The sequence below is a fragment of the Streptomyces sp. NPDC048565 genome (assembly GCF_040650935.1).
Classification (GTDB): domain Bacteria; phylum Actinomycetota; class Actinomycetes; order Streptomycetales; family Streptomycetaceae; genus Streptomyces.
In genome coordinates, this window is sequence record NZ_JBEZIH010000019.1 from 19540 (window position 1) to 35191 (window position 15652).

Below are 15652 nucleotides of genomic sequence, written 5' to 3' on the forward strand. Positions count from 1 at the left end.
GGGCCGCGCGGGCACCGTCAGCCGTACCGCCGCCGTCAGCCGCGGTGCAGCAGCGTCACCATGACCTCGTACAGCGTCGCCTCGGGGTCGGCCGCGGCGCCCTCGGAACGCCAGGCCACGAATCCGTCGGGGCGCACCAGCACAGCGCCCTCGGGGGACGTGCCGTGGGAGGCGGCCCAGTCGGCCCCGCTCCCGGCCTCCAGGTCGGCGCCCGGGACGGAGCCGATCCCGAAGGCTTCCAGCGGGACCGACAGGCGCTTGGCCACCTGCTCCGCCGCCGCGCGCCAGTCCGGAAACCGGGCGTCGCACAGCAGCACGAACGACTTCTCGTAGAGGTCGAGGGTCGACACGCGTTCGCCGTCCAGGCCTAGCCACATGTGCGGCGCCCGGGTGCCGGGTTCACCCGTCAGGCCCATGCCATCGGGAACCACCGGGAGGCCCGGGTCCACACCCAGGACGGCGCCCCGCACGTAGCGGTAGCCGAGCGCGACCGTGAGCATGCCGCCCTTGCGGCCGCCGGTCGGGCCGGGTGAACCCGCGTAACCAGGGTGGCTGTGCTCTCCCGAACGGGCCGACGCACGCGCGCTCGTGGCCTTCGCCACCGGCAGCCGTTCCGCCTCGTACGTCCGGAGCAGGCCCGGGCCCGCCGCCTCGTCGATCACGGCGGCCAGCTTCCAGGCCAGGTTGTGCGCGTCCTGGATACCGGTGTTGGAGCCGAAGGCCCCGGTGGGGGACATCTCGTGCGCCGAGTCACCGGCCAGGAAGACCCGGCCGGAGCCGTACCGCTCGGCGACCCGCTCGGCCGCGTGCCACGGGGCCTTGCCCGTGATCTCGACGTCCAGGTCCGGCGCTCCGACCGCCCTGCGGATGTGGTCGATGCACCGCTCGTCGGTGAAGTCCTCCAGCGTCTCGCCCCGGTCGGGCTGCCACGGCGCGTGGAAGACCCACTGCTCCTCGTTGTCCACGGGCAGCAGCGCCCCGTCCGCGTCCGGGGCGGTCAGGTAGCAGACGATGAAGCGCCGGTCGCCCACCACGGAGGCGAGCCGCCGGGAGCGGAACGTGACGCTCACATTGTGGAAGAGGTCACCCGGACCCGTCTGGCCGATGCCCAGCTGCTCCCGGACCGGACTGCGAGGCCCGTCGGCCGCGACGAGATAGTCCGCGCGCACCGTGGTGTGCTCCCCGGTCTCCCGGTCCTTGACCACCGCGGTAACCCCGTCCGCGTCCTGCTCGAAGGTCAGGAGCTCTGTGGAGAACCGCAGTTCACCGCCCTGTGCCCGGGCATGGGACACCAGCACGGGTTCCAGGTCGTTCTGGCTGCACAGGCACCAGCCGCTCGGGCTGAACCTGGCGATCCCGCCGCCCGGGTCGATCTCCTTGAACAGCCACTCCTGGTCGTCGCCGGTGAGCGACCCGGCCTGGAGGATTCCATGATTGTCCGCCAGTACGGACGCGGCGTCCCGGATCAGCTGCTCAGCCCCCGCGGTCCTGAACACCTCCATCGTGCGCACGTTGTTCCCGCGCCCACGTGGGTGGGTCGAGGTGCTGCCGTGCTTCTCCACCAGCAGGTGGCGGACGCCGAGCCGGCTCAGGAAGAGGGAGGTGGACAGGCCCACCAGGGAGCCGCCCACGATGAGGACCGGTACGCGGAGGTCGACGTTCTCGTTCATCAGTTGCTCCAGCTCGGACGCGGACGGATGCAGTGTCCATGCCCTCGCGGGAGGCCTTCGGCCGGGCTTCGGGCGGCGCCTCACCTGAACGGTTCATAAATCTCGCGCCGTCGCCACCCGCGTTCCACGATCAGTCGCGGGAGTGATGCCCGCGAAGCGGGGGCGGACTTCGCACGCCGGCGGTCAGGGACCTGCGCCGCCTCCACCGAAACCGACGGATGACGAGAGGTCACGGGACGTGGCCGCCGCACCGTCTCGAAGGAGAGCGAAAGATGACAACCCTCTCGGAACGGATATCTCAGTCCGCCTTCGACGGTTCGAGGCTCCGGGTCATACTGCTGCTGGACCTGCACGACGGCGCCCAGAACCAGTTCCTCGAGGCGTACGAGCACATGCGCAACCAGGTCGCGTCGACCCCCGGTCACATCAGCGACCAGCTCTGTCAGTCCATCGAGAACCCCTCGCAGTGGCTCATCACCAGCGAGTGGGAGAGCGCGCCGCCCTTCCTCGCCTGGGTGAACAGCGAGGAGCACGTGGCGATGGTGCAGCCGCTGCACAGTTGCGTACGCGACACGCGCTCCCTCCGCTTCAGCGTGCTGAGGGAGACCGGGGTCGGGTTCGAGAGCACCACCCCCGAGCCCGCCAGGGGCAGCCTCCAGGCCGCCCCCCGGCTCGGTGACGGCATCGTGCGTCACGCCCTCACCTTCACGGTGAAGCCGGGCACGGAGGAGATGGTCGCCAAGCTCCTCGCCGACTACGACTCCCCGCAGTCCCGCGTCGACGAGAACACCCGGCTGCGCCGTACCTCGCTCTTCATGCACGGAAACCGTGTCGTGCGAGCCGTCGAGATCGAGGGCGACCTCATGGCGGCTCTGCGCCACGTCTCCCGCCAGCCCGAGGTCAGGGCCGTCGAGGAGGCCATCAACCCGTACCTGGAGCAGGACCGCGACCTCAGCGACCCGGACTCCGCCCGGATGTTCTTCACCAGGGCCGCGCTCCCGACCGTCCACCATGTGACGGCCGGCCGTCACGCCCCCGAGGACGTCCAGCGGCACTCGCTGCTCTACCAGGCCAAGGAAGGCTGCGGCATGGCGCTGGCCCGGCTGCTGGCCGGCGAGGACGAGGAAGCGGCGAACGACACGTCGAGCCCCATCGAGAGCAGCACGATCTTCCAGCGCGACGACATCGTGGTGAGGCTCCTCGAGGTGAGCGGCCCGCTCGGCGCACAGCCCGCGCAGGCGCTCGGCATCGGCGGTCTCCGCAAGGCGGCCATGCTCGGCCGACTGCTCGACGGCGGTGCGAACGGCATCCCGACGAACGACCAGGAGGCCGCGCAGTTCCTCGCGCAGGCCGAGATGAACCTGATCACCGACCGTCGGGCCGCCGAGTCCTGATGCGTCGCCGGCAGCGGGGCCTCCCCGTGCTGCCGTCCCACCGCACAACGTGCCTGGAGGAGAACAGCCATGACCACCCACCGGCCTCGCATCGTGGACCTCAGCGAGACTCAGCCCAACCGCAGGCGCGGAGGTGACCTGCGCGCCATGCTCACCCCCACGGCGGTGGGCGCCACCAGCGGCTTCATGGGGCTGGCCATCGTCGCCCCCGGCGATCGCATCGGCGAGCACTACCACCCGTACTCCGAGGAGTTCGTGTACGTCGTGGAAGGGCTCCTCGAAGTGGACCTGGACGGCGAGTCGCACCCGATGCGGCCCGACCAGGGCCTGCTGATCCCGCCCCACGTCCGGCACCGCTTCCGCAACGTGGGCGACGGCGAAGCACGCATGGTCTTCCACCTCGGCCCGCTCGCCCCACGGCCCGAACTCGGACATGTGGACACCGAGGTCACCGAAACCGCGGGTCCCGGTGACGGCTACGCCCCGCCGGAACGAACGGGGGCCGCCTCATGACCCGGAGGGTGGCCGTCACCGGGGTCGGCGTCGTCGCCCCCGGTGGCATCGGGGCCCCGGCGTTCTGGGACCTGCTCGCCAACGGCCGTACCGCGACCCGTGGCATCACACTGTTCGACCCGGCGCAGTTCCGCTCACGCATCGCGGCCGAGTGCGACTTCGACCCCGTCGCCCACGGCCTGGACGCGGACCTGATCGCCCGCTCGGACCGGTACATCCAGTTCGCGCTGGTGGCGGCCAGGGAAGCGCTCGGGGACGCCGGACTCGATCTGGAGCGGGAGGACCCCTGGCGCGTCGGGGTCTCCCTCGGAACCGCGGTCGGTGGCACCACACGCCTGGAGCACGACTACGTCGCCGTCAGCGGCAGCGGTGCGCGCTGGGACGTCGACCACCGGCCGGCGGGCGCCCACCTCGAACGGGCATTCGCGCCCAGCACCCTCGCCTCCGCGGTCGCGGAGGAGGTCGGGGCGCACGGTCCCGTGCAGACGGTCTCGACGGGCTGCACCTCGGGCCTCGACGCGATCGGGTACGCCTTCCACTCCGTGGAGGAGGGCCGCGTCGACATCTGTGTCGCCGGAGCGTCCGACACGCCGATCACCCCCATCACGGTGGCCTGCTTCGACGCGATCAAGGCGACCTCGGCGAACAACGACGACCCTGAGCACGCCTCCAGGCCGTTCGACGCCCGCCGTGACGGCTTCGTCATGGGCGAGGGCGGCGCCGTCCTCGTCCTCGAGGAGCTGGAGCACGCCCGCGCCCGCGGCGCGACCGTCTACTGCGAGATATCCGGCTACGCCACGTTCGGCAACGCGTACCACATGACCGGGCTGACCACCGAAGGCCTGGAGATGGCCGAGGCCATCAACACCGCCCTCGCACACGCCCGGCTCGACGGGTCGCAGGTCGACTACGTCAACGCCCACGGCTCGGGCACCAAGCAGAACGACCGGCACGAGACAGCAGCGGTGAAGAAGGCCCTGGGCGCGCACGCGTACGAGGTGCCGATGAGCTCGATCAAGTCGATGGTCGGGCACTCACTCGGCGCCATCGGAGCGATCGAGATCGCCGCGTGCGTCCTGGCACTCGAACACCAGACGGTGCCGCCGACGGCCAACTACGAGACCGCGGATCCCGAGTGCGATCTCGACTACGTACCCCGCACCGCACGGCCACTCAAGCTGCGCAGCGTGCTCTCGGTCGGCAGCGGCTTCGGCGGATTCCAGTCCGCCGTCGCCCTGACCAGATCAGGCGGGAGGACCCCATGAACGCCCCGGCAACCCCGGCACGACGCAGGACCGTCATCACGGGGATCGGTGTCGTCGCCCCCAACGGGACCGGCGCCGGTGCCTTCTGGAAGCAGACCCAGGAAGGGGTCAGCGTCCTCGACAAGGTGACCCGCGAGGGCTGCGAGAACCTCCCGCTCCGCGTCGCGGGCGAGGTCAGGGACTTCGACCCGGTCGCGTTCATCGAGGAACGCTTCCTCGTCCAGACCGACCGCTTCACGCACTACGCCATGGCCGCCGCCGACCTCGCCCTTGACGACGCACGGCTCGGACGCGCGGACTACGAGGGCACGCCGTTCAAGGTGGGCGTCGTCACCGCCGCCGGATCGGGCGGCGGTGAGTTCGGCCAGCGCGAACTCCAGCGGCTGTGGGGCGAGGGCTCCCGCTTCGTCGGTCCGTACCAGTCCATCGCCTGGTTCTACGCGGCCAGCACGGGCCAGATCTCGATCCGCGGCGGCTTCAAGGGGCCGTGCGCCGTCGTCGCCAGCGACGAGGCCGGCGGTCTGGACGCGCTCATGCACGCCGCACGCTCCATCAGGCGGGGCACGGACGCCGTCGTGGTCGGCGCGGCCGAGGCACCGCTCGCGCCGTACTCGGTGGTCTGCCAGCTGGGCTACGAGGACCTCAGCCTCTGCGAAGAACCCACCCGCGCCTACCGCCCGTTCACCGCTGACGCCTGCGGTTTCGTACCCGCCGAGGGCGGCGCGATGCTGGTGGTGGAGGAGGAGACGGCGGCCCGCGACCGTGGTGCGAAGGTACGCGCCGAACTGGCCGGCCACGCGGCCACCTTCACCGGCGCGGCACGGTGGGAGGAGTCCCGCGCGGGCCTGGCACGGGCCATCGAGGGGGCCCTGCGCGAGGCCGAATGCGCGCCCGAGGACATCGACGTCGTGTTCGCCGACGCGATGGGCGTGCCATCGGCCGACCGGGCCGAGGCCCTGGCGATCGCCGACGCCCTCGGTGCGCACGGACGCCGGGTCCCGGTGACCGCGCCCAAGACCGGGATCGGCCGCGCCTACTGCGGCGCGCCCGTGCTCGACACCTCCGCCGCGGTGCTCGCCATGGAGCACGGTCTCGTCCCGCCGACGCCCAACGTCTTCGAGGTGTGCCACGACCTGGACGTGGTCACCGGGCGTGCGCGCCCCGCGGAACTGCGTACGGCGCTCGTGCTGAGCCGAGGACTCATGGGCTCGAACGCGGCCCTGGTGCTGCGGCGCCCCACCGACACCCCCGTGTGAGAAGGAGCAGTCCCCCATGACCGATCGACTGACGTACGAAGAGCTGGCCGTGCTGATGAAGAACGGCGCCGGCCTCACGGTCGACCCGTCGGAGATGGCCGACCGACCCGGCTCGGCCTTCGACGAGTACGGCCTCGACTCGCTCGGGCTGCTCGGCATCGTGGCCGCGCTCGAGAACCGGTACGGCCGCCCGCTGCCGGCCGACGCCGACCGGTGCAGAACGCCCGGTGAGTTCCTCGACCTCGTGAACAACACCCCAGTGACAGGAGTCTGACGTGTCCGGACACACCGAGAACGACATCACCATCGCCGCCCCTCTGGACCTCGTCTGGGACATGACGAACGATCTGGAGAACTGGCCGCAGCTGTTCAGCGAGTATGCGGCCGTCGAGGTGATCGAGCGGGAGGGCCAGAAGACGACCTTCCGCCTCACGATGAAGCCCGACGACAACGGCAAGGTCTGGAGCTGGGTCTCCGAGCGCACCACGGACCGCCAGGGACGCAACGTACGCGCCCGGCGTGTCGAGCCCGGCCCGTTCCAGCACATGGACATCCGGTGGGAGTACTCGGAGGTCCCGGGCGGCACACGCATGCTCTGGCGCCAGGACTTCGCGATGCGCCCCGACGCGCCGGTCGACGACGCGTGGATGACGGACAACATCAACCGCAACTCGCGCGTCCAGATGGAGCTCATCCGCGACAAGATCGAGCAGCGCGACCGGGAACGCCGCTCCGCCTCGGTCCCCGCCAACTGATGCCCCGAAAGGCAGTCGGATGCACCACGCACTGATCGTCGCCCGGATGGCCCCCGAGTCCGCGCCGGACATCGCGAAGCTGTTCGAGGCCTCCGACAACACCGACCTCCCGCACCTCGTCGGAGTCAACAGGCGCACCCTGTTCCAGTTCGGCGACGTGTATCTGCACCTGATCGAATCCGAGCGGCCCCCGGGCCCGGAGATCGCCAAGGTGACGGAGCACCCGGAGTTCAAGGCCATCAGCGACCGGCTCACGTCCTTCGTGAGCCCGTACGACCCGCAGACCTGGCGCGGTCCGAAGGACGCGATGGCGCAGCAGTTCTACCGGTGGCAGAGCGACGGCGCCGCCTGACACACCGACGACCGCCCCGGGACCGGCACCTGACTGCCGGACCCGGGGCGGTCCCCGCGCGTGGGGCCGTGCCCTACGGCACGACGCACTCGAACGCGTGCAGATACGCGTTGACGGGGTGGACCTCGCCCACCCGCAGCCCCGCGTCGGACATCCGGCCGAGCAGGCTCTCGCGGGTGTGCTTGGCACCCCCGACGTTGAGCAGGAGCAGCAGGTCCATGGCGGTGGTGAACCGCATCGAGGGGGAGTCGTCCACGAGGTTCTCGATGATCACCACACGGGCGCCGGGCCGGGCCGCGGCGACCACGTTGCGCAGGGTCCTGCGGGTGCTCCCGTCGTCCCATTCGAGGATGTTCTTGATGATGTACAGATCGGCCTCGACCGGGATGTCCTCACGGCAGTCACCGGGCACGATCCGTACACGCTCCGCGAGCGCGCCGCCCTCCCGCAGCCTGGGGTCCGCACGTGCCACGACGCCCGGCAGGTCCAGGAGCGTTCCCCGGACCGAGGGGTGCTTCTCCAGCAGACTCGCGAGCACATGCCCCTGGCCGCCGCCGATGTCGGCGACCGACGACACCCCGGTGAGATCCAGCCGGTCGGCGACATCCTGTGCGGACTGCACACTGGAGGTGGTCATCGCCCGGTTGAACACCTGGGCGGACTCGCCCGCGTCCTCGTGGAGATAGTCGAAGAAGCCCTTGCCGAAGGTCTCGGGGAAGACGCTCGCGCCGGAGCGCACCGCGTCGTCGAGCCGGGGCCAGACATCCCAGGTCCAGGGCTCGGTGCACCACAGGGAGATGTAACGCAGACTGTTCGGGTCGTCCTCCCGCAGCAGCCGGGACATCTCGGTGTGGACGAACTCCCCTTCCGCCGTCTCCTCGAAGATCCCGTAGCAGCACAGCGCGCGCAGCAGCCGCCGCAGAGGTACCTCCTCGGCGTCCACGAGCAGGGCGAGCTCGGAGGCCGACGCCGGTGTCTCTCCCAGCGCGTCGGGCACCCGCAGTCGCGCCGCCGCGCGCACGGCCGCCGCACAGGCGGCCCCGAACGCGAGCTCCCGCAGCCGCATGGACGGCGGCGGGCTATGGGTGACGGAAACCTTCGCCGCGGTGGCAGCGGCCGCGACAGGGGCGGTCTCGGGGGTGGGACTCACGGTGGTCATACCGTCTCGTTTCTCCTTGTACGGGGGTGAGCCGTCGTACGGGTGCGAGCCGTCATCCGGCGCACATGCCGGCCGGGACGGACGTCCCACACGTGTTGCTGACGAAGGTGTTGCCGGTACCCGAGGCGTCGCCGTCGGCGAGGTCGGCCGGCTTGTTGCCCTGCACGAGGTTGTTGCTGATGGTGTTGTCGGTGTTGAGCGCGCCCACGAAGCTCTTGAACAGCAGAACGCCGCCCGAGAGCGGGGTCGAGCCGACGTTGTCCCGGATGACGTTGGACCGTACGACGGTGGCCTCGCTGCCGGTGAGGACGATTCCGGACCCCTGGAGCGCGGGCAGACGCGGGGTCGCCGCACAGAACTTGTTGTTCCCGGTGATGCGGTTGCCGCTGATCGTCATCGCCCCGGCGGCGGGCTTGGACTCGTCGCCCACGACGAAGACCCCGCTGCAGTTGCCGGTCAGCGTGTTGCCGTCGATGCGCAGGTTCCGCACACGGCGGGCCGTGACGCCGATCCGGTTCCCGCTCACCGAGTTGTCCAGGACGGCCGTCCCTCCGGTGTCGGTCGCCCCGCCCTCCTCGGTGACCGAGTTGGCGACGAAGATCCCCGCGTCGCCGTTTTTGGTGGCGGTGTTCTGCCGGAAGTCACCACGGGTCGACCGCTCCTGCGCGATGCCCCAGGTGCCGTTGGACCGGGCGTCCACCTTCCGGACGCTGAGTCCGTCCGTCCACGACGCCCAGATGCCGCTCTCGTCGAAGCCGGAGACGGTCAGCGAGCGGATGCTGACATCGTCGACGGTGTGGCCCTTGGTCCCGATGACGCAGATGCCGTTCCCGCCGGTGGCACAGGCGTTGGCCGCCTTGGCGCCGTCCGCGGCCGCCGGGGTGATGACCGTACGCTCGCCGGTGCCGAGCAGGGTCAGTCCCGGCTTGGTGACCAGGACGCTCTCGCGGTACGTGCCGGGCAGGATGACGATGGTGTCGCCGGCCTGTGCGGCGTCCACCGCGCTCTGGATCGAATCACCCGGGCGCACCACATGATCACCGGGACCTGCCGCGGCGGTGGGAACGGCCGCAAGACCCAGTGCCGAGGCTGTGGCGACGGTGATACCCGCCAGGCATTTCATGTGTCTTTTGCTCATGAGCCGAAGCTATGGGCGATCCACCGCCGGTGCCACGCAAGGTGAGCGTATGGATACATGGCGTGCCTGAATGGCTTACCGCGCCCGCACCACGCCCTCCACGGCGCCGTAGCGTGTCCCCCATGACGGGCGAGCGCGATCTGCGAACACTGCTGCACGGCATGCGGCCGGAGCTGAGGCCCGGCCGTTACGTCTACGCGACGCTGCCCGGCGGCGAGGTACCCACCGGTGTCACGCCGGTGGTCACCGTCCGCGAGCAGGAAGGACTCACGCTCGTCGTCCCCGAGGAACAGGCCGTGGAGGAAGGACTCGCCCACGACTTCGTCGCCGGCTGGATCACGCTCCGGGTGCATTCGGCGCTGGACGCCGTCGGACTGACCGCCGCGGTCTCCCTGGCCCTCACGGACGCGGGGATCAGCTGCAACGTGGTCGCCGGATACCACCACGATCATCTCTTCGTGCCGTACACCCGTGCGGACGACGCGATCCGGGCGCTCGAAGCGCTGGCCGCGGAGTCCGGGTAGGAGTGCCCGGCTCCGTCACGTGAGCCGGGACACGTACCATGGCACCCATGTCCTTCCTCCGCCGCCGTAGCGCCGCCACACCCGCGGGCCCGGACTTCGACGTCCTGGCCATGGACCCGGGGGACTGGCCCGGCAACCTCGGCGCCGGTCTGCTCCCCGCGCCCGACGGGAGCTGTCAGGGCGTGTTCCTGCGCTACGACCTGTTCGGCGGACGCGGACCCGCGATGATCATCGGCAATCTGCCGGAGGGCTCACCGGCGCGCGAGACCGAGGAGGGCCAGGTCCCCTTCGAGGTCGCCCAGCTCCTCCTCGCCCTCGAGAACGACGAGCCGGTCGAGGTGACCGGCACCGAGGACATGCCCGTCATGCAGGGTGACAGCCTGCTGGTCGTGCGCCGGATCAAGCTCTCCGAGAGCCGGATCTCCTGCGTCCAGTTCGACCGGAGCGACGGCGTGCTCGTCACCATCGCCAGCTGGGACCGGCCGATCACGGACGATCTGTACGCCCTGCTGAAGCCACTTCCGGCAGAACTGTTCCAACAGGGCTGAAACGTCCCTGCGACGCCGGACGCGGCACCCGGGCCGCCGACGTCCCGATCCCCGTGGGCCCACTGATGTACCACGGGGTTCCGGTGCCCCGGCGCAGATCCTCCTCGCGGTAGCGCCGGCAGTCCCGGTGCCAGATCAGGATCCCCGCCATCCAGTGCTGGAGTTCCAGCACATAGCCGGCCAGCGTCTCCCTCGCCTCGGTGTCCAGGTCGAAGTCGTCGTAGAGAACCGGCAGTTCCTGCTCCGCGACATGCTGGAACTGGCGCATCCGGGAATTCATCAGGTCGTCCACGATCGCCACCCCCGTCGGATAGTCCACCCCGAAGAAGTTCTGGACGACCAGGACCCCGTTGTGCACCTCGCCCTCGTACTCGATCTCCTTCTGGTACGAGAACACGTCGTTGAGCAGGCACGCGTAGTCCGCCGCCGCGTTCTCCAGGGAGCGCAACGGACCACTGCGGTACACGGCGTCCGGGACCTTCCTGCCGTGACCCAGCCGGCACAGGCTCATCGTGAGATCGGAGCCGAACGTCGCCCTGCGCATCTCCATGTAATCCACCGGATCGGGAATCCGGTTCTGCGCCTGATTCGCCAGCTCCCAGAGCCAGCTCGCCGTCATCGACTCCACCGCCTCGCGGAAACTGCGGCGCGCGTCGTCCCCCATCGGCCCCGCCGTCCGCCGCCACAGGTCGCCGAGCCCGCGCTCCAGCGCGTTGACCGGCTCGGGCGTGGATGATCCGTCCAGCGGCATGAACAGGGACAGCCGCTCGTTCGCCAGCCGGGCCCCCGCCAGATCCCGCGTCCGGCCGTGCACCACGGGGAACCAGTCATCGCCGTACGTCCCCCAGGTCAGCCACCCGGAGGAGAGATCGAGCTCGTCCGGGGTCGCGTCCGGGTGCAGCCCCGCCGCGCAGAGCGGCAGATCGGTCGCGATGAGCCGCTCCTCGTCCCAGATGTGCGAACCCGGCACGCCCGGCTGAGCCTCCAGCAGCCCCATCCGGCGCGACCAGTCCACGATCCGTACGCGTGCCCCGTCCAGATGCGGGCTCAGTGTCGTGCTGAACGGCATGTCGAAGTCCGGCAGCAGCGACGGGCCGACGTGCTGGTACGGAACATGCGTATGGCTGCGCAGCCGAAAGGACTCCGAGCGGGGAGTGAGCCGCAGCGAGGCCGCGGCCATCCCGAATCCGGGAACGCTCTCGCCCGCGCCGCCGTCGTTCATGTAGCGGCTGGAGCGCATGTGCCACTCGTGGCCGCCGGACTGCCAGTCCTGGAGCCCCTTGACGTACGCCAGAACAGCGGCCGTCCCGTCGGGGGTGAGACCCTTCTCCGCGCAGAGCGGACCGAGCTCGGTGAGGGCGGTGTTCTCGAACTGCTGCAGGCGCGAGGTGAGCAGATCGTTGACCGCCTCGGCCGCCTCCTGGGTCGAGCAGCCAAGGAACCTCTCCAGGACCAGTACGCCGTTGCTGTTCTCGCCCTCCTCCTCGACCTCGCGCTGGTACGAGAAGAGGTCGTTGCGCAGATGCACGCCGTCGGAGAAGGCGTCCCGCAGCACCCGAAGCGGGCGTGAGGCGGCCACCGCGTCGGGGACGTCGGCGTTCGCCGCGTACTCCACGAGGCCCGCCGACCAGGGTGCTCCGCCCACTTTGCGGCGCATCTCGATGTACTCGACGGGGTTGGCGATACGCCCCTCGTTGATGTTCGAGAGTTCCCACAGGGACTCGTTGAGAAGATTCTCCGTCGCCTCGGCGAACCGGGCCCGCCAGGCATCCGACATGGCCGGCACGGTCCTGGCCCAGAGGTCGGCCAGTCCGGCCTCCACCGGATTGGTCGGCTCAGGTGTCGCCGCGCCCCGCTCCATCGGCATGAAGGCCGGCAGCCGGTCCAGGTACCGCTTCCCGCCCTCACGGTCCGGCGTGCGTTTGAAGAGCTCCAGGAAATGGTCGTCGAAGAAGAAGACCCACACATACCAGTCGGTGACCAGGGACAGGGCCTCGGCCGAGCAGTCCGGGTGGGTGTAGGAGCAGAGCAGCGCGTAGTCGTGGGATTCGAGATCCTTCTCCTCCCAGATACCGGAACCCTCCAGCATCCCCATTCCGCGCGCCCACTCCCGGGTGTGGCTCCGGGCCGCCTCCAGATGCGGGTTGAGACGCGCCGGGTACGGCACGTAGAAGTCCGGCAGTGAGAAGGGCTGTGCCATGTGCGTCCGGCCTTTCCGAGAACTCCGCGCGGTCCACGCGGACCGGTCCTGTCGGCGCCAGCACTACCCCTCGGCCATACGGGGCACGCACGACGCGAAATAGTCACACAAGCTCATCTACGGCGGCACACTGCACTCTTGACTCGCCAACACCTCGCGTCACAGAGTGTGCGCCGACCGGTGAATGCGGGGAGTGCCCCCGTAACCGCTCTGCCCACCGGCCCAAGAAGGGTTGTCATGATGTCGAAGCAGAGGATCAGACTCGCGCTCGCACTGACCACGGCGGGAGCGCTGAGCATGGCGCTCCTGACCCCGGGCGCGGCAGGCGCGGACACCGTGCGACCGGAATGCCCGCGCGGACTGGACTGCGACTGGGTCCCCGCGGCCTACCAGCAGACCGGTGACCCCGCGGACAAGGACACCTACGGCAACTACGACACGGCGAACCGGCCCGACACCAACGCCATCGAGTTCATCGTCCTGCACGACACCGAGGAAGACTTCGACAGCACCCTGAAGATCTTCCAGGACCCCACCAGGCAGACGTCCGCCCACTACGTGGTGCGTTCGGCGGACGGCCATGTCACACAGATGGTGAAGAACAAGGACGTCGCCTGGCAGGCGGGCAACTGGTACCTCAACTCCCACTCCATCGGCATCGAGCAGGAGGGCGTCGCGACCGAGGGCGCCACGTGGTACACCCCCGAGATGTACCGCTCGACCGCTCGGCTGGCCCGTCATCTCGCGGCGAAGTACGACATCCCGCTCGACCGGCAGCACATCCTCGGCCATGACGGGGTGCCGCCCACCAGCGCGGAGGGGACCCAGAACATGCACTGGGACCCGGGGCCCTACTGGGACTGGAACCGCTTCATGGCGCTGCTCGGCAGGCCCACCGAGCCGAGCGCGCCCAACAGCAGCGAACTGGTCACCGTCAGCGCGGACTTCACGAAGAACCAGCAGGACTTCCGCGACTGCGAGAAGGACGTCGACCTGCCCCGGCAGGCCAGCAGCGCGGTGCCACTGCACACCGGACCCTCCTCGGACGCGCCGCTCTTCTCCGACCCGGGGCTGCACCCGGACGGCTCGCCCGGGACGAACTGCGTCGCGGACTGGGGCAGCAAGATCAGTGCCACCCAGCAGGCCGTCGTCGCCGACCGGGCACCCGGCTGGACCGCGATCTGGTGGTACGGCGACAAGGCGTGGTTCCGCACCCCCGCGGGAACCCGGGTCGTCACCCCCACATCCGGCCGTGTCGTGAGGCCCAAGGCCGGCAAGGAGGAAGTCCCGGTGTACGGCGTCGCCTACCCGGAGAAGTCGGAGTACCCCACGGACTTCGACCGGCCGACCGTGGGCAGCCCGCTCGTCTACACGATCAAGGCCGGGCAGGCCTTCCCCGGTGGCGGCGAGGCACCCAACGGCTACTACTACGCACCGACGATCGACGCTTCGAAGCCGTACGACCACACGTACTTCCGAGGAAACCAGACGTATGTGACGGTTCAGATCGGCCATCGGATCGGCTTCGTGAAGACCTCCGACGTCGATGTGGTGCGAGCCGGATCATGAGCAGCCGCTGAGATCCGCGGCGTGAGAGCTGTTGTGCGAGAGCTGCGGTGTGAGCCGCGGACGCGCGCTGCGGGACCCATGTGTCGGCACCGGTCCCGCAGCGCGCTTCCCCCGTCGTCAGGCCGGTCGGACCCGGCGTGGTCATCGTGGGTCAGCGTGTGCCCACCGCCGCGCGCACGGCCCGCCGGGCCATCGCGCAGTCGTCATGCAGCCTGCGCAGCAGCAGCCGCTGCTCCTCGCCGGAGGAGAGCGCACCCTGCCGCAGTTGGCCGCCGCCGGCCGGTGCGCCTTCGCGCATGGCCCGCTGGACGGCGGTCTCGTACGTACGGATCTCCCGGGTCAGCACGATCATGAGGTTGACCAGGAAGGCGTCACGGGCGGCGGCGCCGGCCGACTGTGCCAGCTGGCTGATCTGGCGCCGGGACGCGGGTGCGTCACCGAGGACGGTCCAGAGCGTCGCCAGGTCGTACCCCGGCAGATACCAGCCGGCGTGCTCCCAGTCGACCAGCACGGGGCCGGTGGGCGGCAGCAGGATGTTCGACAGCAGGGCATCACCGTGGCAGAACTGGCCCATGCCCTGCCGGCCGCCCGCGTGTGCCAGGCCGTGCAACAGCTTCTGCAGATCACCCAGATCGCGATCGGTGAAGAGACCGAGCTCGTGGTACCGGGCGATGCGCGAGGCGTAGTCCAGGGGCGCCTCGAACAGACCGGCCGGTGGCCTCCAGGCATTGATCCGGCTGACGGCGCCGAGCACCGCTCGCAGATCCGCGCGGGGCGGTGCCTCCGCGGGATGCCTCGTCAGCGCCGCGACCCTGCCGGGCATCCGCTCGATCACCAGGGTGCAGTTCTCCGGGTCGGCGGCGATGAGCCGCGGGGCCCGGACCGGTGGGCGGTGCCTGACGAAGGCGCGGTATGCCGCTATTTCGTGCCGGAACCGCTCCGTCCAGGCGGGGGAGTGATCGAGTAAACACTTGGCCACCGCGGTCGTGCGTCCCGTGGTGCCCACGATGAGCACGGAACGTCCGCTCCGGCGCAGCACCTGCACGGGGCTGAACTCCGGACAGATGCGGTGCACGGACGCGATGGCCATCCGCAGCTGGGCGCCCTGAGGCCCCGACAGGTCCAGTCGCCCGCTGAGCGGTTGGGAGCCCGGCCCCGTCGCCCGCCGGGCCCGGACCGCGCCGGGTGCCGGTGCGGCTGCGCGGGGGGCGAGATACGGCCCGCCGCCCGCCCCCGTCGGACGAAGCGGCCGGGGAGGGGCGGACACGGAGGACGATGCTGTGTACATGGGCGAGACAGATCCCTTCGT

15 protein-coding genes are annotated in these 15652 nt (G+C 70.2%); 10 read left to right on the forward strand and 5 right to left on the reverse strand.

The genetic code is table 11. From position 1 onward, the window contains the following. Positions 1–35: 35 nt before the first annotated feature. Positions 36–1670 carry an FAD-dependent monooxygenase gene (locus tag AB0C75_RS22450; protein ID WP_362893459.1) on the reverse strand — a complete coding sequence of 545 codons (1635 nt, stop codon included), beginning with the start codon at positions 1668–1670 and terminating at the stop codon, positions 36–38. A 272-nt stretch (positions 1671–1942) separates the two neighbouring features. On the opposite strand from AB0C75_RS22450, the gene AB0C75_RS22455 reads away from it, so the two are divergent. The 7 genes from AB0C75_RS22455 (at position 1943) to AB0C75_RS22485 (ending at position 7205) form a co-directional block, all read left to right on the forward strand. Beyond that, a complete protein-coding gene (locus AB0C75_RS22455) occupies positions 1943–3064 on the forward strand; it encodes a SchA/CurD-like domain-containing protein (protein ID WP_362893460.1) in 1122 nt (373 codons plus the stop codon). Positions 3065–3133: 69 nt separating this feature from the next. Then, the gene (locus AB0C75_RS22460; RefSeq protein WP_362893461.1) at positions 3134–3577 is read left to right on the forward strand and encodes a cupin domain-containing protein; all 444 of its coding nucleotides are present in this window, start codon (positions 3134–3136) and stop codon (positions 3575–3577) included. Continuing rightward, positions 3574–4842: a beta-ketoacyl-[acyl-carrier-protein] synthase family protein gene (locus tag AB0C75_RS22465; protein WP_362893462.1), complete on the forward strand. Its 1269-nt coding sequence runs from the start codon at positions 3574–3576 to the stop codon at positions 4840–4842. The genes AB0C75_RS22460 and AB0C75_RS22465 overlap by 4 nt, the downstream gene beginning before the upstream one ends. Beyond that, complete coding sequence (locus AB0C75_RS22470; protein ID WP_362893463.1) at positions 4839–6098, forward strand: ketosynthase chain-length factor; 1260 nt, start codon at positions 4839–4841, stop codon at positions 6096–6098. Before AB0C75_RS22465 ends, AB0C75_RS22470 begins: the two co-directional genes overlap by 4 nt. A 16-nt stretch (positions 6099–6114) precedes the next feature. Next, on the forward strand, positions 6115–6372 hold the full coding sequence (locus tag AB0C75_RS22475) for an acyl carrier protein (RefSeq protein WP_362893464.1): 258 nt from the start codon (positions 6115–6117) through the stop codon (positions 6370–6372). 1 nt (position 6373) lies between these two features. Next, positions 6374–6853 carry an SRPBCC family protein gene (locus tag AB0C75_RS22480; protein WP_362893465.1) on the forward strand — a complete coding sequence of 160 codons (480 nt, stop codon included), beginning with the start codon at positions 6374–6376 and terminating at the stop codon, positions 6851–6853. A gap of 19 nt (positions 6854–6872) precedes the next feature. Further along, positions 6873–7205, forward strand: coding sequence for a TcmI family type II polyketide cyclase (locus tag AB0C75_RS22485; protein WP_362893466.1), 333 nt, complete (start codon positions 6873–6875; stop codon positions 7203–7205). A 73-nt stretch (positions 7206–7278) separates the two neighbouring features. On the opposite strand, the gene AB0C75_RS22490 is transcribed toward AB0C75_RS22485, so the two are convergent. Together AB0C75_RS22490 and AB0C75_RS22495 are read right to left on the reverse strand one after the other, a co-directional pair. Further along, positions 7279–8364 (reverse strand): methyltransferase, encoded by a 1086-nt coding sequence (locus AB0C75_RS22490; protein ID WP_362893467.1) that lies wholly within the window; start codon positions 8362–8364, stop codon positions 7279–7281. A gap of 52 nt (positions 8365–8416) precedes the next feature. Further along, positions 8417–9502, reverse strand: coding sequence for a right-handed parallel beta-helix repeat-containing protein (locus AB0C75_RS22495; RefSeq protein WP_362893468.1), 1086 nt, complete (start codon positions 9500–9502; stop codon positions 8417–8419). Between the two features lie 122 nt (positions 9503–9624). On the opposite strand from AB0C75_RS22495, the gene AB0C75_RS22500 reads away from it, so the two are divergent. Further along, positions 9625–10026: an ACT domain-containing protein gene (locus AB0C75_RS22500; RefSeq protein WP_362893469.1), complete on the forward strand. Its 402-nt coding sequence runs from the start codon at positions 9625–9627 to the stop codon at positions 10024–10026. Positions 10027–10073: 47 nt separating this feature from the next. Next, entirely contained in the window at positions 10074–10574 is a 501-nt protein-coding gene (locus AB0C75_RS22505) for a hypothetical protein (RefSeq protein WP_362893470.1), read from the forward strand. On the opposite strand, the gene AB0C75_RS22510 is transcribed toward AB0C75_RS22505, so the two are convergent. After that, positions 10513–12774: a terpene synthase family protein gene (locus tag AB0C75_RS22510; protein WP_362893471.1), complete on the reverse strand. Its 2262-nt coding sequence runs from the start codon at positions 12772–12774 to the stop codon at positions 10513–10515. The genes AB0C75_RS22505 and AB0C75_RS22510 overlap by 62 nt on opposite strands. Positions 12775–13011: 237 nt before the next feature. Here AB0C75_RS22510 and AB0C75_RS22515 point away from each other — a divergent pair, with 237 nt between their 5' ends. Then, complete coding sequence (locus tag AB0C75_RS22515; RefSeq protein ID WP_362893472.1) at positions 13012–14343, forward strand: peptidoglycan recognition family protein; 1332 nt, start codon at positions 13012–13014, stop codon at positions 14341–14343. A 151-nt stretch (positions 14344–14494) separates the two neighbouring features. Here AB0C75_RS22515 and AB0C75_RS22520 read toward each other — a convergent pair whose 3' ends face one another. Beyond that, entirely contained in the window at positions 14495–15631 is a 1137-nt protein-coding gene (locus AB0C75_RS22520) for an aminoglycoside phosphotransferase family protein (RefSeq protein WP_362893473.1), read from the reverse strand. Positions 15632–15652 lie beyond the last annotated feature (21 nt).

Coding starts and splice junctions, on each gene's coding strand:
- AB0C75_RS22495 (WP_362893468.1), bottom strand. CDS start 9,502: ATGAGCAAAAGACACATGAAATGCCTGGCGGGTATCACCGTCGCCACA.
- AB0C75_RS22470 (WP_362893463.1), top strand. CDS start 4,839: ATGAACGCCCCGGCAACCCCGGCACGACGCAGGACCGTCATCACGGGG.
- AB0C75_RS22475 (WP_362893464.1), top strand. CDS start 6,115: ATGACCGATCGACTGACGTACGAAGAGCTGGCCGTGCTGATGAAGAAC.
- AB0C75_RS22515 (WP_362893472.1), top strand. CDS start 13,012: ATGATGTCGAAGCAGAGGATCAGACTCGCGCTCGCACTGACCACGGCG.
- AB0C75_RS22450 (WP_362893459.1), bottom strand. CDS start 1,670: ATGAACGAGAACGTCGACCTCCGCGTACCGGTCCTCATCGTGGGCGGC.
- AB0C75_RS22500 (WP_362893469.1), top strand. CDS start 9,625: ATGACGGGCGAGCGCGATCTGCGAACACTGCTGCACGGCATGCGGCCG.
- AB0C75_RS22465 (WP_362893462.1), top strand. CDS start 3,574: ATGACCCGGAGGGTGGCCGTCACCGGGGTCGGCGTCGTCGCCCCCGGT.
- AB0C75_RS22455 (WP_362893460.1), top strand. CDS start 1,943: ATGACAACCCTCTCGGAACGGATATCTCAGTCCGCCTTCGACGGTTCG.
- AB0C75_RS22505 (WP_362893470.1), top strand. CDS start 10,074: ATGTCCTTCCTCCGCCGCCGTAGCGCCGCCACACCCGCGGGCCCGGAC.
- AB0C75_RS22510 (WP_362893471.1), bottom strand. CDS start 12,774: ATGGCACAGCCCTTCTCACTGCCGGACTTCTACGTGCCGTACCCGGCG.
- AB0C75_RS22460 (WP_362893461.1), top strand. CDS start 3,134: ATGACCACCCACCGGCCTCGCATCGTGGACCTCAGCGAGACTCAGCCC.
- AB0C75_RS22485 (WP_362893466.1), top strand. CDS start 6,873: ATGCACCACGCACTGATCGTCGCCCGGATGGCCCCCGAGTCCGCGCCG.
- AB0C75_RS22490 (WP_362893467.1), bottom strand. CDS start 8,364: ATGACCACCGTGAGTCCCACCCCCGAGACCGCCCCTGTCGCGGCCGCT.
- AB0C75_RS22520 (WP_362893473.1), bottom strand. CDS start 15,631: ATGTACACAGCATCGTCCTCCGTGTCCGCCCCTCCCCGGCCGCTTCGT.